Raw genomic sequence first — 19,695 nt, forward strand, 5'->3', positions numbered from 1 at the left:
CGGACAATTTCAGGTATGGCATAGAAAAGGATGCTAAATGATATTTAAAAATAACAAGATAATGCAGCTCTGGGTTCTCAGCCTGGCGACCGTCAGTACGACGACGTTTGCCAAAACGCAGGAGGAGACCATTCTGGTGATACAAGGCGTCAGCCAGGAACCCACTGCGCCGGTGAAGGGAATGGTGGCGACCAAAACCCTGTCGGCAACCAAAACCTCCGCGGAGCTGGTGAAAACGCCGCAGTCCGTCTCCGTCGTTACCCGCGACCAGATGGACGCGCTGGACGCCACCTCCGTCTCCCAGGCGCTACGCTACACCGCCGGGGCATTTACGGAGTATCGCGGCTCATCCAACCGTAACGATGAAGTGTTTGTACGCGGCTTCAGCTACGTTCCTAAATTCCTTGATGGTCTGAGCTTTGGCGCAACGGCGTCATCGCAAACCGGCACCGTTGATCCGTGGCTGCTGGAGCGGGTAGAGCTGGTGCGCGGCCCGGCTTCGGTTCTGTTTGGCCAGGTGAACCCCGGCGGGCTTATCAGCATGACCAGCAAACGCCCCACCAGCGAACCGATTCATAAGGTTCAGTTCAGCACTGGTAATCGCGATCTGGCGGAAGGCGCATTTGATTTCGGCGGCCCGCTGAGCGATGACGGCCGGGTACTGTATCGCCTGAACGGGATCGCCCGCACTCAGCATAACCAGGTTGAAGACTATAAAGATTCGCGCGTCGCGATTGCTCCGGCTATCACCTGGTATCCAAACGATCAGACCCGTTTCACGCTGCTGACCAGCTATCAGAAAGATCCCGATGCGGGCTACCGTAACTTCCTGCCTGCTTACGGCACCGTCACCAGCGCTAACGGAAAATATATTCCGCTCGATTTTAACGTCAGCGATCCTGATTACGATCAGTCATGGCGTGAGCAGACGATGGTGGGTTATGAGTTTGAACATCAGTTCAATGACATGATGACCTTCCGCCAGAACGCCCGCTATGCCAGCATCAAGCAAAAATACCGCTATCTGGTTTACTTCAACAGCAAACCGGAAAGCACGCTGCTCAGCCGTCGCGCCCAGCATGAGGAGCGCACGACCAATGAGTTTGGCATTGATAACCAACTGGAAGCACAGTTTGCGACCGCGCAGATGAACCATACGCTGCTCGGCGGGCTGGATTACAAGTCCAGCAACGACAAGCAACTGTTAATGCGCGGTTCCGGCTCGCAGTACGATATGGACTGGACGCACCCGGTTTATGGCGTAAACGTCGATGAAAGCACCTTCAGCCCCGCCAGCCACGAACAGCAGAACCTCGATCAGATGGGCCTCTATTTGCAGGATCAGATGAGCTGGAACAACTGGGAGCTGCTGCTCTCCGGGCGCTATGACTGGACGGAAGTTCGCACCACCGATTACATCAACAGTGAGAAAACGCAGCAGAACGACAACAAGTTCACCTGGCGTACCGGCTTGCTGTATGCCTTTGATTTCGGCCTCTCGCCGTACATCAGCTACAGCACCTCGTATGAACCTAATCTGCAAACCAACCGCGCGCCGGGCAGCGCGCCGTTTAAACCCACTACCGGTAAACAAACCGAAGTGGGCGTGAAGTATCAGCCGGTGGATAACACGCTGATGTCGCTGGCGTTATACGATCTCAAACAGAGCAATGTGTCCACTTATAACAGCACGCTGGGCTGGTTCGAAAACGCAGGGGAAGTGCGTTCCAAAGGCGTGGAAGCGGAAATTCACTCTTCACTGTGGGATAGCGTCAACCTGATTGGCTCGTATACCTACACGGATGCGGAAACCGTCAACACCACGGTAGCGGGTACGGAAGGGAAAACGCCTGCCCGTATTCCTGCCCACATGGCTTCCGCCTTCGCCAGTTATACCTTCCCCGGCGGCCCGCTGAAAAGCCTGACGACCGGCGTGGGCGTACGCTACATCGGCACCAGCTACGGCGATGCGAAAAACACCTTTAAAGTGCCGGCGGTGGATCTGTATGACGCGATGGTGAGCTACGAACTGGGAGAACTGAACAGCAGCCTGAAAGGCGCAGCCGTACAGTTTAATGTCAATAATATCGCCGATACGAAATACGTGGCCTCTTGCGCCAGCGACACCGCCTGCTTCTATGGCGTAGGTCGTACGGTTACGGCAACAGTGAGCTATTCCTGGTAAGAAAGATTCCCGGCAGCCAGGCGCTGCCGGGGAAACTCAGTGCGTACGGCTGTGATTCTCTTTACGGTAGGCGCCCGGCGGCTGATTAAAGGTTCGGGTGAAGATCCGCGTAAAGGTCTGCTGCGAATCAAAACCGTACTTCAGGCAGATGTCATACACCCTTTGGTCGGTATCGCGTAAATCACGCGCCGCCAGCCGCAGCTTACGCTCCCGGATATAGCGCCCCAGACTCTCCCCTTTGTACTGCATAAACAGGCGTTGCAGATGCCATTTGGAGTACCCGGCGTGGCGGGCAATATCATCAATGCGCAACGGTTGATTTAAATTATCATCAATCCACTCGACAATAGTGTCGATTACCTGAGCGGAAATGGTCATCGTGCTCTCCCCCTCCGAAAAATGGTCGCTTATTCCCACCAGGCCGTAAACTGCTGGGTCGGATCGGCCAACATCACCGGTTCTCCCAGCGTCGGCGTCAGCAGACGGTAGCGTTTATGACGACTCGCCAGCGCCAGACGTTTATACGGATCGTCCCAGCTGTGTTTCGCCAGGACAAAACGCCCGGCATGACCGGGTAAAATCGCTTTTGCGCGCAGGTCCTGCGCCGCCTGCGCGGTCTCTTCCGGCATCATGTGAATGTATCGCCAGTCCCGGTCGTACTGACCGTTTTCCATGATGGCCAGATCGACTGAGCCGAACTGTTCTCCAATCGCCTTAAAATGCGGCCCGTAACCGGAGTCCCCGCTGTAATAAACCTTCTGTTCAGGCGTCTCAAACATAAAACTCGCCCACAGCGTCTGGTTACGTTTGAGCCCCCGACCAGAAAAATGGCGCGCGGGCAGGACGTGGATCAGCAGCGCGTCATCGATCCTGACGGACTGGTTCCAGTCGCGCTCGTCGATAATCCCGCCATTCATGCCCCAGTAGCGCAAATGCGATCCCACACCCAGCGGCGTAATGACTCGCTTAATCTTCGGCATCAGCGCTTTGATGGTGGCGTAGTCCAGATGGTCATAGTGATCGTGCGAGATGATCAGCAGGTCGATCTCCGGCATATTTTGCGCCGTCCAGGGGTAGTCTCCGGCAAAGGCTTTATTCAGAAACGAAAACGGCGCGGCATAGCTGCTGAATACCGGGTCGATCAGAATGCGTTTTCCCGCCAGTTGCAGATACCAGGAGGAATGGCCCAGCCAGATGAGCGTGTCCCGATCGCGCGGTACGCTGGCGAGATCGGTGTTTACCAGCGGCAACGGTTGGGCAGGCCGCGCGTTTTCACGTTTAGCGACCAGAAACTCCCACCATGCGGCGAGCATCCCCTTATCCCCGGTGTAACCGGGAGTGGGTAATTGATTATGAAACTGTCCATCACGATAGTGTGGAGACTGTTCCACCAGGCTCAGTTGAGCGCCCTGCGGCACCTGACCAAACCCGGCGTTAAGGACAAACGGCAGACTCGCTGTAGAAGCAATAAGCATAATAACAACCACACAAATTGTGAGACGCTTCATATCCTGATCCGAAAACGCGCCCCTTTCCGCTGGTTTGCGCGACTGTCACTTGATTATGAGTGAGTAAGCACTCATTATAGAAAGCGAAGGAATCTCGTCAAGATGATTTTCAATCTTTGACATTCACCGTTGCGGCGCTGCAAAGAGCGTGTTTCAATCATGTTTTTTACATCATTAAGGGTAAAGTGTAGTGGCTCGTCCGAAGAGTGAAGACAAAAAACTGGCGTTACTGGAAGCCGCAACAAAAGCGATCGCGCAATCCGGCATTGCCGCCTCCACCGCCGTCATTGCTCGCAACGCAGGTGTTGCTGAGGGAACATTGTTTCGCTATTTCGCGACAAAAGATGACTTAATCAACGAGCTTTATCTGCATTTGAAGCAGGATCTCTGCCAGTCGATGATGGCGAATCTGGACCGCTCAATCACCGACACCAGGACCATGACGCACTTTATCTGGAACAGCTACATCAACTGGGGTCTGAACAACACTAACGGGCACCGCACCATCCGCCAGCTTGCGGTTAGTGAGAAAATCACGAAAGAAACCGAGCAACTGGCAGACGATATGTTCCCGGAACTGCGCGATCTCTGCCATCGTTCGGTTCTGCCCATTTTCATGTCTGACGAATACCGCGCCTTTGGCGATGCCCTGTTCCTCACCCTGGCGGAAACCACGATGGAATTTGCCGCCCGCGATCCGGCCCACGCAAATGAGTACATCTCGCTGGGTTTTGAAGCGATGTGGCGCGCCCTCACCCGCGAGGAAAAATAATGGACGGCCAGACGCTGCATCGTTGTGCGAAACGCATCGCGCTCGAACTGCCTTTCACCGAACACTGCTGGCCGTTCGGCCCGGAGTTTGATGTCTTTAAAGTCGGCGGCAAGATATTCATGATCGTTTCAGAACAACGCGGCCGTCGGTTTGTGAACCTGAAGTCCGATCCACAGAAATCCCTGTTAAATCAGCAGATTTATCGCAGTATTGAACCCGGTTACCACATGAACAAAAAACACTGGATTTCCGTTTACGCAGGAGACGATATCACGCCGTCGCTGCTTGCCGACCTGATCGGCGACTCCTGGAATCTGGTGGTGGATGGTCTGGCTAAAAAAGATCAAAAACGTCTGCGCCCCACCTGATTTATCGTTGATATCGATAAGTGTTTTCGCACTTTTCTCTCTTATCTTTTATGCGCTAACCCTGTACCCTGCTGGCACGAAAACGCACCCGCAGGGTATTAAAAAACATCAGGAGTATTTATGGATATCGTTTCTGTCGCCTTAAAACGCTACTCCACTAAGGCGTTCGATCCCAGCAAACAACTGACCGCAGACGAAGCGGAAAAACTCAAAACATTGCTGCAATATAGCCCTTCCAGCACCAACTCTCAGCCGTGGCATTTCATCGTCGCCAGTACCGAAGAAGGGAAAGCGCGCGTTGCGAAATCCGCCGCCGGTAATTTCGTATTTAACGAGCGCAAAATGCTGGATGCTTCCCATGTCGTCGTGTTTTGCGCAAAAACCGCAATGGACGACGCCTGGCTGGATCGCGTTGTCGATCAGGAAGATGCCGATGGCCGTTTTGCCACGCCGGAAGCCAAAGCGGCAAATAACAAAGGCCGTCGCTTTTTCGCGGATCTGCACCGCCGCGACCTGAAAGATGACGATCAGTGGATGGCGAAACAGGTATACCTGAACGTTGGCAACTTCCTGCTGGGCGTCGCCGCGATGGGTCTGGACGCCGTACCGATTGAAGGCTTCGACGCCGCGGTTCTTGACGCTGAATTTGGCCTGAAAGAAAAAGGTTATACCAGCCTGGTCGTGGTGCCTGTCGGCCATCACAGCGTAGAAGATTTTAACGCTGCGCTGCCGAAATCCCGCCTGCCGCAGGAAACCACCCTGACGGAAGTCTGATTTCTTGTTATGCCGGATGGCGGCTGCGCCTTATCCGGCCTACGAAGCACGTGTTATTGTAGGCCCGGTAAGCGTAGCGCCACCGGGCATATCGCCTTATCCGGCCTACGGAGCACACATTATTGTAGGCCCGGTAAGCGTAGCGCCACCGGGCATATCGCCTTATCCGGCCTACGGAGCATACGCTATTGTAGGCCCGGTAAGCATAGCGCCACCGGGCATTTTACTGCTTATCCAGCCACGCCAGCGCCTGTTCTCCGGCCTCATCCATCGGTAAATACACCAACAACCGGGAGCCGTTACGCGGGGCGGAATACCAGTACATCTGCTGCAAACTAAAACGCCCTAACCGGGGATGGAGAAAATTCTTCACCTGGTTTTCCACGCCACGCACTTCATAACGCTGATGCCATAACGCTTCAAACTCGGAAGATGCGGCGAAAAAGCGCGCCAGTTTATTTTCCCACCCCGGATCGCCACGGTGTTCCGCCATTGCCGCACGAAAATAAGAGACAAACGTCGGCAGCACGTCGCGGTTTTCTATACGGCTGCGCCAGGTTTCGTTGGTGAGGTAGAGGTAAATACAGTTGCGATCGTCATCCGGGATCGTGGCAAAATCCACGCCCATCAGCCGACAAAAACTCTCATTCCACGCCACAATATCAAAATTAGGTTTCTGAATGCTGGCTGGCTGCGGCATCAGGCTGTCAAGCATACGGCGGGTTCCCGCACTGATCCCCTCGCACACGGTGATCTGCGTCGATTCCGGCGGCGTCAGCCCGGCCAGAACAAACAGGTGTCGGGTTTCCAGCGGGCTGCATTGCAGCGCATTCGCAACGCCAACCAGTACCGACTCAGAGGGATTCACCTCCCGCCCCTGTTCCAGCCAGGTGTACCAGGTCACGCCAACTTCCGCCAGCATCGCCACCTCTTCGCGGCGCAGACCAGGCGTTCGCCGCCGACCGACGCGCGGCAGCCCCATACGTTGCGGATCGAGGCTTTCCCGCCGGGCGCGTAAAAATGCGCCGAGCTGCTTCCGGTTGTCTGCGGGTTGCATCACCGTGGGCTCACGTCGCGTCATCACCGTCATATTACCTCCAGCATGGTAGTACCAATACCAGTATAACCAGGAACTGGTACCCGTTTAATTCTTCAGTAATGCTACGTCCATCTGTTGAATGACGCAATGGAGTTACCATGAATACGTCAGTCGTTTCACTCAGTCGCACCGGGCTATCGCTCTTGCTGACAGGCCAAATGCTGCCGCTTATTGATACATCGATTACCAACGTCGCCCTGGAGTCCATTACCCGCTCTTTACAGGCGACAACGACGCAACTGGAGTTAATTGTCGCCCTCTATGGGATTACGTTCGCGGTCTGTCTGGCGCTGGGGAGCAAGCTCGGCGATAACTACGGTCGCCGCCGCCTGTTTATGTGGGGAGTCGCATTCTTTGGCGTCGCCTCCCTGCTCTGCGGTCTGGCGAATTCTATTCACATGCTGCTGGGCGCCCGTATTTTGCAGGGGGCTGGCGCGGCGTTGATCGTGCCGCAAATTCTCGCCACGCTTCACGTCACGCTAAAAGGAAGCGCGCACGCAAAGGCCATCAGTTTGTATGGCGGTATTGGCGGCATTGCCTTTATCGTCGGTCAAATGGGCGGTGGCTGGCTGGTCTCGGCGGATATCGCCGGGCTTGGCTGGCGCAACGCATTTTTTATTAATGTCCCGGTCTGCCTTCTGGTACTGGCATTCAGCCGCCGCCACGTTCCCGAAACGGCCAGCGAAACCCGCGCCGACATCGACTGGTTGGGCACCGTCTGTCTGGCCGCCATCCTCTGCTGCCTGCTTTTTCCTATGGCGCTGGGGCCAGAAACCGGCTGGCCCTGGCAGGCTCAGGCGGCGCTATTTGCCATTCTCCCGCTGGGATGGTGGATGCGTAAAAATGCGCTCCGGCAGGAGCTGCGCCACCAGCACCCGCTTCTGCCGCCGCGCCTGTTACGGCTGACCAGCATCCGCTTCGGCATTCTGATCGCATTGCTGTTTTTTAGCGCATGGTCAGGTTTTATGTTCTGTATGGCGCTGACTCTGCAAATGGGTCTGGGGATGGCGCCGTGGGAATCCGGTAACAGCTTTATCGCCCTCGGCGCGGCCTATTTCATCTCGGCCTGCTACGCACCGCGATTGATTGCGCGCTACAGCATGGGGCGTATTCTGTTGATGGGTCTGGCGATTCAGATAGTCGGCTTAGCCGGGTTAATGATGACCTTCTGGCATTCGGGCATGCAAACATCCACCTTCGCGCTGGCGCCGGCAACGGCCCTGATAGGTTATGGACAGGCGCTGATCGTGAACAGCTTTTATCGTATCGGCATGCGCGATATCAGCACGCAGGATGCCGGAGCCGGAAGCGCCATTTTAAGCACGTTGCAGCAAGCCACATTGGGGCTTGGCCCGGCGGTGCTGGGGGCGTTATTTTTGCATCTGCAACACAATAGTCACGGCGATTATACGCAGTCGGTGATCGGTTTTCTGGCCGTCGAAGCCGCCATGATGCTCAGTCTGGTTCTGGCGACATTATGGTTTCGCCGCGCATTGAATATCAATGCAGCCCGCCCCTGTATGGCGTCAAAATAGCAAACCTGCATCGTGCAATTTGCATAATATCCGCACAGCGGTCATCATAGACCGCTGTTTATAAAGGAGACGTTATGCAGGAATTAATATCTCAGGTAGAAGAACTCGGGATCGAAATGAATCACACCACTTCGCTGGTGATGATTTTTGGCATTATTTTTCTCACTGCCATCATTGTGCATATTATTTTGCATTGGGTGGTGCTGCGAGCCTTTGAAAAGCGCGCCAGCGCCAGTTCACGCCTGTGGCTGCAAATCATTACCCAGAATAAATTATTTCACCGCCTGGCGTTTACGCTCCAGGGGATTATCGTCAATATTCAGGCTGTGCTCTGGCTACAAAAGGGGACTGAGGCAGCTGAGATATTAACCACCTGCGCACAGCTGTGGATCATGATGTATGCCCTGTTATCCGTCTTTTCATTACTGGATGTTATTCTCAACCTGTCGCAAAAATTCCCGGCGGCCTCTCAGCTTCCGCTGAAAGGGATATTCCAGGGCATCAAGCTCATCGGCGCCATTATCATCGGTATTCTGATGATCTCCCTGCTGATAGGCCAGTCTCCGGCCATTCTCATTAGCGGTCTCGGCGCGATGGCCGCCGTCTTAATGCTGGTGTTTAAAGACCCCATTCTCGGTCTGGTCGCGGGTATACAGCTTTCAGCGAACGATATGTTGAAGCTGGGCGACTGGCTGGAAATGCCGAAATACGGCGCGGACGGCGCGGTGATCGATATCGGCTTAACCACCGTGAAAGTGCGCAACTGGGATAATACCATTACCACCATCCCCACCTGGTCCCTGGTTTCGGACTCTTTCAAAAACTGGAGCGGCATGTCCGCCTCTGGCGGTCGCCGAATTAAACGCAGCATCAGTATCGACGCCACCAGCATTCATTTTCTTGATGAGGATGAGCAGCAGCGTTTATATAAAGCGCATTTGTTAAAGCCCTATTTAACCACCCGTCATCAGGAAATCCAGGAATGGAACCAACAGCAGACTGCGCCGGAATCCGTACTCAATCATCGTCGAATGACCAATATTGGCACTTTCCGCGCCTACCTGAATGAATATTTACGCCACCATCCGCGTATCCGCAAAGATATGACCATGATGGTACGCCAGCTTGCGCCGGACGATCAGGGTTTACCCATTGAGATTTACGCGTTTACCAATACCGTGGTGTGGCTGGAATATGAAAGTATTCAGGCCGATATTTTCGACCACATTTTTGCCGTGGTCGAAGAGTTTGGCTTACGGATTCACCAGTCCCCTACAGGAAACGATATTCGCGCGCTGTCCGGGGCGTTTCAGCGCTAATATCAGGTACTGGCGCGGGAAATATAGCGCCAGTCCATCATCACCCTTTCGGTTGACGTATCCGGGTGTTCAATCCGGTTCAGCAGCAGCCCGACCGCTTTACGGCCAATATCGCGGGAAGGCTGCTCGATAGTGGTCAGTTGCGGGGAGACCATCTCCGCCAGTTCCGTACCGTCAAAACCCACGACGGCGATATCCTGCGGGATGCGCAATCCGGCGTTGGCAATGGCGCGCATGGCGCCTGCCGCCAGAGTATCCGATACCGCAAAAACCGCATCCGGGCGCGTTTCTGCCGCCAGCAAAACGTCCATCGCCGCCATTCCGGCGCTGGAACTCAGTTCGCTGGCATACTCTACCGCCTGATAATCCAGAGACCAGGCATGAAGCGCCGCCTTATACCCCCGCTCCCTCAGACGCGCATATTTATAGCTTAAGTCATGGTTGATCAGCGCAATCCGCTGATACCCCTTTTCGACCAGATGGGAGATGACCGACTGTGCGGCATCAACGTCATTGATCCCCACACAGGAGACCGCGCCTTTATCGGCGTATTCCGCGCACTGCACCCACGGCGCATCGCCGATCATGGTGGTCAGCTCCGGTAATTTTGAAAACGCGTCCATAGTGATAATGCCATCGACAATTTTCCCCGAGAGCAGTTTCAGCGCCGATTTTGAACGCGCCATATCCGAGCCTGAATTACACAGCAGAATGCGATACCCGTTTTTCTCCGCCTCTTCTTCAATGCCCTTCACCACTTCTGCGCAAAAAGGGTTCGCAATATTTGAAACCATCACTAGAATCATTGAACTGCGCGCGGTGCGAAGCTGGCGCGCCAGCAGGTTGGGCTGATAGTTACTTTCCTTGATGGCTTGCAGCACGCGCTCGCGGTTTTTGGCTTTGACGGTATCACTGTTATTGAGCACGCGTGATACCGTCGCCACCGACACACCGGCGAGCTGGGCGATTTTTTGAATAGACATAACGGCGACACATCCTGCGGTTTGCGCTTTGTGTTGAGGCTACCATAAAATCGCCCTCCGGCGAACCGGGCGAAGGTTTACCGCATCACGCTCACCCACCGCTGGTGTTGATGGCTTTTCACAATGGCGTCAATGATATACATCACGTCAGCACCGTCCGCGAACGAGGCAAAACGACGCACCTCCGGCGCGGGCATTTTTCCTGCCTGCACCGCAAGATAAAACTGCTGCATCATGTTTTTAAAGGCATCCGGCCAGCCCTCAATATGCCCACCGGGAAAGTGCGCGCTGCCAGCCACATCCGCGTTCATTAATCCGGGATCGTCCGTCAGGATCTGATTCGCCTGCTGCCGGTGGCCGATCCACAGCTGCTGCGGCACTTCCTGATCCCAGGCCAGCGAACAGTGACTGCCGTTAATCTCAAATGTCAGCTGGTTTTTCCGCCCGGCGCTCACCTGTGAAACGCTGAAACAGCCTTTGCTGCCGTCATCAAAACGTACCAGCACCGCGCCTCTGTCTTCCGTGCTGACCGGTTTATCTACCCACTGGCGTTCCGTGAGCGGCTGAGTAAACGTCGAGCCCCCTTCCACGCTGGCCTTACGCGTTGGCCAGACCGTGGCAAGATCCGCCATCACCTCCACAATCCGCTTTCCAGTAACAAACTGCACCGTGTCGCACCAGTGTGAACCGATATCCGCCACCGCGCGTGAGCTCCCGCCAAGCGCGGGGTCTACGCGCCAGTTATAGTCGGTTTCCAGCAGCATCCAGTCCTGCAAATAACTGCCCTGCACGGAAAACTGCCGCCCGACGCTCCCGGCGCGTACCATGCTGGCGGCCTGCTGCACCATCGCAAACTGCCGGTAGACAAAACTCACGCCATGCACCACCCCCGCCTGCTCCGCCAGCGCGGCCAGTTCACGCGCTTCATCCGGCGTCATGCAGAGCGGTTTTTCGGAGAACACAGACAACCCCGCCCGCAACACCTGGCGATTGATGTCGGCATGAAGGTGGTTTGGCGTGCAGTTGTGTACCACCTGCAATCCCGGATGCGCCAGTAATGCCTCCACGCTGCCGTAAGCGTGCGGAACGTTTAACGCCCGGGCTTTCTCCTGCGCCTTCTCCAGCGAACTGTCGCAAAGCGCAACCACCGATACGTTTCCCGGTCGGCGCAAGGCTTCAATATGCGCAGGGCCAATAAACCCGGTTCCGATAATGCCAACCTGAATCATTTACGTACCTCATCACCCGCAGCGAAATCATCAAACGCATGCTCAGAAACCGGAATAATATGACGGCGAATAAATTCACTGCCCTCACGCGCGCCGGTGGCGGCTTCTTTCAGGCAGCACTCCCACTCCAGTACCGCCCAGCCGGGGTAATCATATTGGGCGAACTTGCTGAACAGCGTTTTGAAATCCACCTGTCCGTCGCCCGGCGAACGAAACCGCCCGGCCCGCTCAATCCAGGGTTGATACCCGCCGTATACGCCGCTACGGCTGCTGGCGCGATACTCGGCATCTTTCACATGAAACGCTTTAATGCGCGAGTGGTACACATCCACAAAGCCCAGATAATCCATCTGTTGTAGCAGCAGGTGGCTGGGATCGTACAGAATATGGCAACGCGGATGATCGTCGACCAGTGCTAAAAAACGCTCGAACGTGACGCCATCGTGCAAATCTTCGCTGGGGTGAATCTCATAACACACGTCCACGCCATGCTCATCAAAGCAGTCGAGAATCGGTCGCCAGCGGCGCGCCAGTTCGCTGAACGCCTCGTCAAAACGCTGACGATTATGCGGCGGCCAGGGGTAAAAATAGGGCCAGGCGAGCGAACCTGAGAAGGTGGCATGTGCGGTCAGCCCCAGTTTTTGCGAAGCGGCGGCAGCCTGTTGCAACGTCTGCGTCGCCCATGCCTGTCGCGCCTGCGGGTTTCCGCGCACCGACGGCGGCGCAAAACCGGCAAACGCCTCATCATAGGCCGGGTGTACCGCAATCAGTTGACCTTCAAGATGGGTCGATAATTCACTGATGACCAGGCCGTGATCCGCCAGCATCCCGCGAATATCATCACAGTAGGTCTGGCTCACGGCGGCCTGTTCAACATCAAACAACGCTTTATGATTGCAGGGGATCTGCAAGGCCTTATAACCCAGCCCTGCCGCCCAACCGGCCAGCCCTTCCAGCGTATTAAACGGGGGTTGCCCCCCGATAAACTGCGCCAGAAAAATACCCGGTCCCTTAATGGTTCTCATAACCCCTCCTGAAAATTACGCCTGCTCTTTTTCGTCATACTTGAAAGCGAAAAGGAAAATCGCGGCAATCACCGCAGCGGCCACTGCCGGGAGCCACCAGAACGTCACCCAGGCCAGGGGAACCGCCTGCCCCGCCACCAGGCGGTTGTACAGCGCACCGGAGATCTGCGAGCCGAGCAGCATACCGATGCCATAGGTAAACATGACGATCATACTTTGCGCCTGCCCTTTCACCTTTTCTCCAGCAATGCGGTCGGTATAGATAAAACCCACGACAAAGAAAAAGTCATAGCACACGCCATGAAGCAAAATACCGAGATAGAGCAGGAAGCGCCCCTCTTCGCTGATGCCGAGCGCAAAGAAGGCATAACGGACAAACCAGGCGCACATCCCGATCAGCAGCATGTATTTCACTCCCAGGCGGCGGAACAGGAAGGGGATCACCAGCATAAAGACGATTTCGGACATCTGGCCGAATGACATCGCGGTGCTGACATCGCCCACGCCAGCATCCGCCAGGAACGAGGCGGTATAGGCGTAGTAAGTTCCCAGCGGCACGGAGATTAACGTCGCGCAAAGCGAGAACACAAAGAAGTGGCGGGTCTTGAGTAATGCAAACGCATCAGCGCAAAAAAGATCGCGTATCTTCACCGGCAACCCCTTCGCTGGCGCAGGGGTGTGCGGCAGCGTCAGGCTGTAGAGCGCCAGAATCACAGAGCAGAGCGCGGCAAGCGTGAAGATCCCGGTGGTGTCGGAAATCCCCGTCACGCCGATAAAAATACCGGCCACAATCCAGCCAATCGTGCCGAACACGCGTACAACCGGGAAGGTTTTATCTTTATCTGACAGGCTATGAAAGGCGATGTTGTTGGTCAGCGCCAGCGTTGGCATGTAGCACAGCGTATAGCCAAACAGCAGCCCGATGAGCAATGCCCCGTTTTGCGCCACCAGCGCCTGCGGCACAAACCACAGAATCGCCGCCCCCGCCACATGCATCACCGCCATCACTTTTTGCGACGCAAAGAAGCGATCCACCAGCATCCCCAGTACAAACGGCGACAGGATGGAGGCGATCGGCCCGGCGGAAAACGCATCGCCAATCAGCAGCGACATGTTGTACTGGGTCATCACCAGCCCCAGCGTCACCGACCAGCTCCCCCAGATGAAGAACTGTAAGAACATCATTAACGACAGTCTCGGCACCAGCAGCCGGTACTGTACGGTCTGTTTTCCACTACTTTCGGTTGTCGACACCATTTTTTTGCCTCACCTTTAAAAAGTAATCGATTACAAATAAACTCAAAATGAAAAGTAATCGATTACAAAACAAAGATCCTGCGGATCAAATAAGAATTGCGAGGAGAGTCACGATAAAGGTGAAGTGTGGCGCGGCGCGCGATGTTGCGGGTGGCGGCTGTGCAGGCCCGGTAAGCGCAACGCCACCGGGCAGCAGGATTAACGGGTTTTACGGCGCAGTAATTTAAAGGCAACGAACAGGAACAGTATCCATACCGGCAGCAATATCGCCGACAGGCGCATATCGTCAATGGTACACATCAGAACCAGAATCATCGCCAGAAAAGCAATGCACAGGTAGTTCCCGGCAGGGTACAGCAACGCCCTGAACTGCGTGTCGCGACCTTTGCGCCGCATCGCCGCGCGAAAACGCAGGTGCGCCAGGCAGATCATAATCCAGTTCAGCAGCAGCGTGGCGACCACCAGCGCCATCAGTAAGCCAAAGGCTTTCTGCGGCAGCAGATAGTTGATGAGTACCACCAGCGAGGTGATAGCGCCAGAGAGCACCAACGAGTTCACCGGTACGCCACGGCGACTGACGCGGGTTAAAAACTTCGGCGCATTTCCCTGAACGGAAAGACCGAACAGCATACGGCTGTTGGAATAGACGCCGCTGTTATAAACCGACAGCGAGGCCACCAGAATGACAAAGTTCAGCGCAGAAGCCACCACGTTACTGTCGAGATTATGGAAAATCATCACGAACGGGCTGCTGTTGGATTGCACTTCCACCCACGGATAAAGCGCTAACAGCACCACCAGCGAACCGATATAAAACAGCAGAATACGGTAAACCACCTGATTCACCGCTTTTGGAATGCTTTTATGCGGATCGCGCGCTTCAGCGGCGGTGATCCCAATAAGCTCAAGCCCGCCGAAAGAGAACATGATCACCGCCAGAGAGAGGATCAGCCCGTTCCAGCCGGTAGCGAAAAAGCCGTTGTAGCGCCAGAGGTTCTCGATACTGGCATGTTCTCCCCCGTTACCAGAAAAGAGCATCCACAGGCCAAAGCCGATCATGCCGATAATCGCCAGCACTTTGATTAGCGCAAACCAGAACTCCGTTTCACCGTACAGGCGCACGTTCACGAGGTTAACGGCGTTGATGATAATGAAGAACGCGGCGGCCCAGATCCAGGTTGGAACATCGGGAAGCCAGTATTGCATATAGATACCGGCGGCAGTCAGCTCCGCCATCCCGACCAGTACGAACATGACCCAGTAGTTCCAGCCGGAAAGAAAACCGGCGAAGGGGCCCCAGTATTTGTATGCAAAGTGCGCGAAAGAGCCGGAAACGGGTTCTTCAACCACCATTTCACCCAGCTGGCGCATGATGAGGAAAGCGATAATTCCGGCGACGCCGTAACCCAGCAGAACCGCCGGGCCAGCCATTTGAATGGCGGGGCCAATCCCCAGAAACAGACCTGTACCAATTGCGCCGCCCAGCGCAATCAATTGAATATGGCGGTTTTGCAACCCCCGTTGAAGCGTCGGCTCTCCGTTCGACGCAGCATCAGGCAAACTGTTGCCAGATGCAGTTGACGCGTTTTTCACGCCCTACCCCTGTATCGTTTTTATTGAAGGGGCACCTTTTAACATTTCGCTATAGTTGCCGCAAGGCACAATCCTCAGGGATGCGCCAGGCATCCCTGCCTGACGCCCCGAGGCGACGCTATTTATTATTTGTTCAGATCAATACGCACCACGCTGTCTGGCGCATCAGTCGAGTGATCTTTATTGAATTTCTGTTTCACCGTGACATACAGCGTCTGACCATCGGCGGACAGCAGCAGGCTGTTTGGATTCGGCGGCAGATCCCAGGATTTCTTCACGCTGTAATCCGTCGCGTTGAGGCTGAGCAACTTCCCGGACTCACGCTGAGAAATATAAAGCTCATTGCGTTTCGGGTTGAATTTCACCGATAAGGAATCACCCACATCCAGCTGTTTGATAAGTTTGCCCGTATGGATATCCAGCACCAGCGTGGTTTTCGCTTTGGAGTTGTCGGTAACAAACAGGCGACCGGTTTGCGTATCTTCCGCCATATTCAGCAGCAGCGCCGGTTTATCACCCAGCGGTTTCCAGCGTTTTTCTACGCGCTGCGTGCGAGGATTGATAACCAGAATTTCACCGCCGCCATTCGCGGCATAGATACGCTGCGTGCTGTCAGAGTAGTGCAGACCGGTCATCCATTTACCGGTATTTTTGATGCGGGTTTTCAGCTTCAGGGTGTCGGCATCGACGACCCAGATCACCGCCGGATCGGCAACGGCGCCGATATACAGCAGGCCGTTATGCAGCAGAACCTGACGCGCGCCGTACGGGAATCCTTCCGGGTTACGTTCCGGGAAGAGCACACGGTTTTTCACTTTGCCGTCAGCGGTATTCAGCGCGCTCACGCCGCCATCCAGCGAATTGGTGACATAGACGGTTTTACCGTCCGGCGAAATCGCCATACCGAAGTTTTTCAGGTCAGTGTGGCTGGCGCCAATGGTTTTCAGCGTCTTCGGATCCAGTTTGTAGACCACCCCGCCCTGCACATCTTTAAAACCTTCGGCGCTGGCAACGTAAAGCGCATCGCCTGACGGGCTTAACGCCATTTCATACAGTCCATCGGCTAAATCACGTTTCTGAACATCGGTCGCAACGGCTGGCGCAGTCGGCGTTGCCTGCGGCGCAACGGGGGTTGAAGAACCGGAAGTGGCCGCACAACCACTTAATGCAACGGCAATCAGCAGGGCCAACGCGGATGTTGTCTTTTTCATTTTGGAAATCCTTACCTGGGTAATGTGAACCATGTGAAAAAAGCCTGATAACGTCCTTTGCACGCGGCAGTGACGTGATGAACCATCCGTGTAGAGAGGGAAAGTCTTACGAACCGTAAGCGCATTCGCCGCCAGGCCATTAAATAATAAAGAGAATGAGAACTATACTTATTCTCTTTAGCGAAGCAAGAATAATTCACCCGAAAGACGAAATTTCAAAACGGTGGTTTGAAGTACAAGCCAGATGGACATACCAGGGCACGTCGTATAATTTTCGTGAATTGTTCTGGACGAAAAGGCTTCACACACCACAGAATATGTTTTAATTTTTTTTCTATATTTTCAAACGCGTGAGTCGGATCTACTATCTGTCACTCGTTTTTGAGTCACGTCGGGCATCGGCTGTCATGAATAAAATCATTAAACGGTTAGAGATCGTCAAAAGCGCCATCGAACTTGAGGATGAGGAGATCATCCATCAGCAACTTGCGCACCTGAAAGACGCCTCTCTGGATGCGGCCATCGGCACCATTGCCCTGGCGATCGAGGAGCGACGTTTCGGCGACGCGATGCGTGAAATTGCCGCCTGGTTACAGTCCCAGCGCGCCGTCTCGACGTGGCAGGACCCCGGCATCGCCGCCAGCAAGCTGGAACTGAAGGCGCTCGAAACGCAGCTACGCGAGCTGATCGACAAACGCAATGCCCGCATCCAGATCCTCGACGATTTCAACGATTTGTATCACTTGCGCCTCGGCCCGCTCATGGGCCGTATTCTGGAGCTACGCAAACAGCTGGCCGCCAGCGCGCAGCGTAGGCAAGAGGCCGAACTCAGACGACGTGAAAAGGACTATCAGTCCTGCCAGCAGTATATTTCTCAGGCTATCGATCAGTTAGTGAAGCTTAAACAGCACTGGGTAAGCCTTAGCTCAACCTCCCGGGAAGCGGTGGAAACCAGAGAGCGTATTCAGCAGCAGACGGAACTTATCACCTCCCTGCTGGCGGAAATTCGCGAGCTGGAGAATGATTTCTCGCGTCAGGATGACAGCGCAACCCGACAGGCGCGTGAAGAGGCCGATCACGAATATGAGGAATATCAGGAGCAGCATCAGGATGCGCAGCACCGCTATGCGCGCGATCAGCGCCTCTCTGCTGATGAACGTAATGAGCTTAAACGCCTGTGGCGCCAGGCCAGCCGACTCTGCCACCCGGACGTGGTCGCCGATGAGCTGAAAGAAAAAGCGCACCAGATGATGGTTCAACTTAACCAGGCCAGGCAGAATGCCGACCTGGCCACGATCCGTTCGCTACTTACCCAGTTGCAAAGCGGTCTGGAGCCGATGCTGGCGAGCGACAGGCTGAACAATCTTGCCCATCTGCGCAGTAAGATAGAGCAACTCAGAACGCAAATTAACGCCCTGCTCAAAGAGATAAGCGAGCTGGAAACGGAGAACGCCTGGCGTCTTGCCACATCCGTAACCGACAAAGAAGCGTACTTTGCTGAGCAGGAGCGCGCATTAGCGGAAATTCGCGATACGCTGGAAGTTCAGGTAAAACATGCGGAACAAGAGATCCTCGCCGGGTAAGGCGGAGCGTCAGGGAGGCAGCTCACAACATCATCATGACCACCCTTTACCCTTTATAGCCGTCGAACTTTATTGCCCATTAAAAAACTAATGATGATTCTTTCGATCTCTGCTTCTTCACGCGAATTTTTAAAATCAAAACGACAGGAGACCTGATAACAGGAATACAGCTGATTCTCTGCATCAAATTCATTGACCATCACCACATCCACCACTTTTAAGTCGAGTTGCAAATAGCCGAATTGTTCAAAATCCAGAGACGCGCCTTTTATGACGGCATCTTTATAGAGAAAACGCGTATTCGCATCCTGCGCAATTAATGCGCATCCCCCCCTGGACATATTTTTAATTTTGAAAGAATAATTCTCTCCATTTTTATATCGTCCAAAGCAGTTGAAACTGTGTCCCTTCAGGAAGGAGAAGCGCTGATGCTGGCGTCGTTGTATAAGAAAGACCATCTCGGGAATGAAATACGCCAGCGCATTCTCCATGCCGTCTGACATTTCCTGATCAATTCTGGCGTTAAATTTTATAATTCCATTTTCACTGTGAAGAATAAACGTTTGGATCTTTTTGGTGACAATATCCTTATGGTGAGGGATAACAAAATGTTCAAAATCAACTTTTTCCAGCTGCGTGACCACACTAGTGTTGGCATATTTAAGCTCTAGTTTAGTCTTCTTTAGTAGCTCTTCACGGAAAACAGCGATAATTTCAAACTTGTTATCCTTCATCAATCCAAAACTCATCAGCAAGTCCTTATTTTTTATTCGAGATACATCTCATTCTCGTTTATGTGAAAAACGCAAAATCGTCCCCCATCCCTGGCTTTTGATTACCATAATGGATTCCAGATCAAATAATTCGTGAGAAATTAAGTTTTTAACTATTTTTGCCGTTTTATTGATACATAAAAACATTCATAAATGATTAAAGTTAGCGTAACTTATGTGCTACACAATACAAATTTAACTCAAAATTATAACAATTTGGAATAACATCGCTGCTCGCGCCGCGATTCTGAAATAAAAAAAGAGGGATTGCAATATAAACTAAAGGAGTAGACTGTCGGATTTTTTCATTATGCGTGGAATTTACACTGCGGCATCGTCTTTAATATTGAAGAAGATCTGGAGAACAAAAATGTAACGTCAGGAGGGAAAAAATAATAATGAACCTGAGCAGAAACACTTAAAATAAATTAACCTGTTAAGGCTTACTTTCTTTGCGGCGATAAAGACAAAATATTCACCA

At 53.9% G+C, this 19,695-nt stretch carries 17 protein-coding genes; 7 read left to right on the forward strand and 10 right to left on the reverse strand.

Going from position 1 to position 19,695, the window contains the following annotated elements:
* Positions 1–40: 40 nt before the first annotated feature.
* Positions 41–2,185: a TonB-dependent siderophore receptor gene (locus tag OGY62_RS07920; RefSeq protein ID WP_286459590.1), complete on the forward strand. Its 2,145-nt coding sequence runs from the start codon at positions 41–43 to the stop codon at positions 2,183–2,185.
* A gap of 36 nt (positions 2,186–2,221) precedes the next feature.
* On the opposite strand, the gene OGY62_RS07925 is transcribed toward OGY62_RS07920, so the two are convergent.
* The gene (locus tag OGY62_RS07925) at positions 2,222–2,563 is read right to left on the reverse strand and encodes a RamA family antibiotic efflux transcriptional regulator (protein ID WP_024130566.1); all 342 of its coding nucleotides are present in this window, start codon (positions 2,561–2,563) and stop codon (positions 2,222–2,224) included.
* Between the two features lie 29 nt (positions 2,564–2,592).
* Positions 2,593–3,693, reverse strand: a complete 1,101-nt coding sequence (locus tag OGY62_RS07930; protein ID WP_012133420.1) for an MBL fold metallo-hydrolase — start codon at positions 3,691–3,693, stop codon at positions 2,593–2,595.
* A gap of 190 nt (positions 3,694–3,883) precedes the next feature.
* Between OGY62_RS07930 and OGY62_RS07935 the strand changes: the two genes are divergently transcribed.
* From OGY62_RS07935 to nfsB, 3 genes are all read left to right on the forward strand, one after another.
* Positions 3,884–4,465 carry a TetR/AcrR family transcriptional regulator gene (locus OGY62_RS07935; protein ID WP_012133421.1) on the forward strand — a complete coding sequence of 194 codons (582 nt, stop codon included), beginning with the start codon at positions 3,884–3,886 and terminating at the stop codon, positions 4,463–4,465.
* Positions 4,465–4,833 (forward strand): MmcQ/YjbR family DNA-binding protein, encoded by a 369-nt coding sequence (locus OGY62_RS07940; RefSeq protein ID WP_058668738.1) that lies wholly within the window; start codon positions 4,465–4,467, stop codon positions 4,831–4,833. The genes OGY62_RS07935 and OGY62_RS07940 overlap by 1 nt, the downstream gene beginning before the upstream one ends.
* Positions 4,834–4,953: 120 nt before the next feature.
* Positions 4,954–5,607 carry an oxygen-insensitive NAD(P)H nitroreductase gene (nfsB, locus tag OGY62_RS07945; RefSeq protein WP_047458272.1) on the forward strand — a complete coding sequence of 218 codons (654 nt, stop codon included), beginning with the start codon at positions 4,954–4,956 and terminating at the stop codon, positions 5,605–5,607.
* A gap of 223 nt (positions 5,608–5,830) precedes the next feature.
* Here nfsB and OGY62_RS07950 read toward each other — a convergent pair whose 3' ends face one another.
* Positions 5,831–6,697 (reverse strand): helix-turn-helix transcriptional regulator, encoded by an 867-nt coding sequence (locus OGY62_RS07950; protein WP_049010291.1) that lies wholly within the window; start codon positions 6,695–6,697, stop codon positions 5,831–5,833.
* Between the two features lie 107 nt (positions 6,698–6,804).
* On the opposite strand from OGY62_RS07950, the gene OGY62_RS07955 reads away from it, so the two are divergent.
* Positions 6,805–8,241: an MFS transporter gene (locus OGY62_RS07955; protein ID WP_286459471.1), complete on the forward strand. Its 1,437-nt coding sequence runs from the start codon at positions 6,805–6,807 to the stop codon at positions 8,239–8,241.
* 74 nt (positions 8,242–8,315) lie between these two features.
* Positions 8,316–9,560 (forward strand): mechanosensitive ion channel family protein, encoded by a 1,245-nt coding sequence (locus OGY62_RS07960; protein WP_012133427.1) that lies wholly within the window; start codon positions 8,316–8,318, stop codon positions 9,558–9,560.
* A 2-nt stretch (positions 9,561–9,562) separates the two neighbouring features.
* Here the strand turns inward: OGY62_RS07960 and OGY62_RS07965 are convergent, their stop codons facing one another.
* From OGY62_RS07965 to OGY62_RS07990, 6 genes are all read right to left on the reverse strand, one after another.
* Positions 9,563–10,543: a LacI family DNA-binding transcriptional regulator gene (locus tag OGY62_RS07965; protein ID WP_286459472.1), complete on the reverse strand. Its 981-nt coding sequence runs from the start codon at positions 10,541–10,543 to the stop codon at positions 9,563–9,565.
* A 77-nt stretch (positions 10,544–10,620) separates the two neighbouring features.
* The gene (locus tag OGY62_RS07970; protein WP_200091917.1) at positions 10,621–11,772 is read right to left on the reverse strand and encodes a Gfo/Idh/MocA family protein; all 1,152 of its coding nucleotides are present in this window, start codon (positions 11,770–11,772) and stop codon (positions 10,621–10,623) included.
* The gene (locus tag OGY62_RS07975; protein ID WP_060815862.1) at positions 11,769–12,797 is read right to left on the reverse strand and encodes a sugar phosphate isomerase/epimerase family protein; all 1,029 of its coding nucleotides are present in this window, start codon (positions 12,795–12,797) and stop codon (positions 11,769–11,771) included. Before OGY62_RS07975 ends, OGY62_RS07970 begins: the two co-directional genes overlap by 4 nt.
* Positions 12,798–12,812: 15 nt before the next feature.
* Positions 12,813–14,054 (reverse strand): MFS transporter, encoded by a 1,242-nt coding sequence (locus OGY62_RS07980; protein ID WP_286459474.1) that lies wholly within the window; start codon positions 14,052–14,054, stop codon positions 12,813–12,815.
* Between the two features lie 198 nt (positions 14,055–14,252).
* Positions 14,253–15,647: a phenylalanine transporter gene (gene pheP, locus OGY62_RS07985; RefSeq protein WP_024130568.1), complete on the reverse strand. Its 1,395-nt coding sequence runs from the start codon at positions 15,645–15,647 to the stop codon at positions 14,253–14,255.
* A 125-nt stretch (positions 15,648–15,772) separates the two neighbouring features.
* Positions 15,773–16,858: a YncE family protein gene (locus OGY62_RS07990; RefSeq protein ID WP_024130569.1), complete on the reverse strand. Its 1,086-nt coding sequence runs from the start codon at positions 16,856–16,858 to the stop codon at positions 15,773–15,775.
* 407 nt (positions 16,859–17,265) lie between these two features.
* Here OGY62_RS07990 and OGY62_RS07995 point away from each other — a divergent pair, with 407 nt between their 5' ends.
* Positions 17,266–18,441, forward strand: a complete 1,176-nt coding sequence (locus OGY62_RS07995) for a coiled-coil domain-containing protein (RefSeq protein ID WP_012133435.1) — start codon at positions 17,266–17,268, stop codon at positions 18,439–18,441.
* Between the two features lie 53 nt (positions 18,442–18,494).
* Here OGY62_RS07995 and OGY62_RS08000 read toward each other — a convergent pair whose 3' ends face one another.
* Complete coding sequence (locus OGY62_RS08000) at positions 18,495–19,190, reverse strand: flagellar brake protein (protein ID WP_012133436.1); 696 nt, start codon at positions 19,188–19,190, stop codon at positions 18,495–18,497.
* Positions 19,191–19,695: the final 505 nt, after the last annotated feature.

Source organism: Citrobacter sp. CK198, from assembly GCF_030333295.1.
Lineage (GTDB): Bacteria > Pseudomonadota > Gammaproteobacteria > Enterobacterales > Enterobacteriaceae > Citrobacter_B > Citrobacter_B koseri.

Coding starts and splice junctions, on each gene's coding strand:
- OGY62_RS07950 (WP_049010291.1), bottom strand. CDS start 6,697: ATGACGGTGATGACGCGACGTGAGCCCACGGTGATGCAACCCGCAGAC.
- OGY62_RS07970 (WP_200091917.1), bottom strand. CDS start 11,772: ATGATTCAGGTTGGCATTATCGGAACCGGGTTTATTGGCCCTGCGCAT.
- OGY62_RS07990 (WP_024130569.1), bottom strand. CDS start 16,858: ATGAAAAAGACAACATCCGCGTTGGCCCTGCTGATTGCCGTTGCATTA.
- OGY62_RS07940 (WP_058668738.1), top strand. CDS start 4,465: ATGGACGGCCAGACGCTGCATCGTTGTGCGAAACGCATCGCGCTCGAA.
- OGY62_RS07995 (WP_012133435.1), top strand. CDS start 17,266: ATGAATAAAATCATTAAACGGTTAGAGATCGTCAAAAGCGCCATCGAA.
- OGY62_RS07980 (WP_286459474.1), bottom strand. CDS start 14,054: ATGGTGTCGACAACCGAAAGTAGTGGAAAACAGACCGTACAGTACCGG.
- OGY62_RS07975 (WP_060815862.1), bottom strand. CDS start 12,797: ATGAGAACCATTAAGGGACCGGGTATTTTTCTGGCGCAGTTTATCGGG.
- OGY62_RS08000 (WP_012133436.1), bottom strand. CDS start 19,190: ATGAGTTTTGGATTGATGAAGGATAACAAGTTTGAAATTATCGCTGTT.
- OGY62_RS07925 (WP_024130566.1), bottom strand. CDS start 2,563: ATGACCATTTCCGCTCAGGTAATCGACACTATTGTCGAGTGGATTGAT.
- OGY62_RS07960 (WP_012133427.1), top strand. CDS start 8,316: ATGCAGGAATTAATATCTCAGGTAGAAGAACTCGGGATCGAAATGAAT.
- OGY62_RS07955 (WP_286459471.1), top strand. CDS start 6,805: ATGAATACGTCAGTCGTTTCACTCAGTCGCACCGGGCTATCGCTCTTG.
- OGY62_RS07930 (WP_012133420.1), bottom strand. CDS start 3,693: ATGAAGCGTCTCACAATTTGTGTGGTTGTTATTATGCTTATTGCTTCT.
- nfsB (WP_047458272.1), top strand. CDS start 4,954: ATGGATATCGTTTCTGTCGCCTTAAAACGCTACTCCACTAAGGCGTTC.
- OGY62_RS07965 (WP_286459472.1), bottom strand. CDS start 10,543: ATGTCTATTCAAAAAATCGCCCAGCTCGCCGGTGTGTCGGTGGCGACG.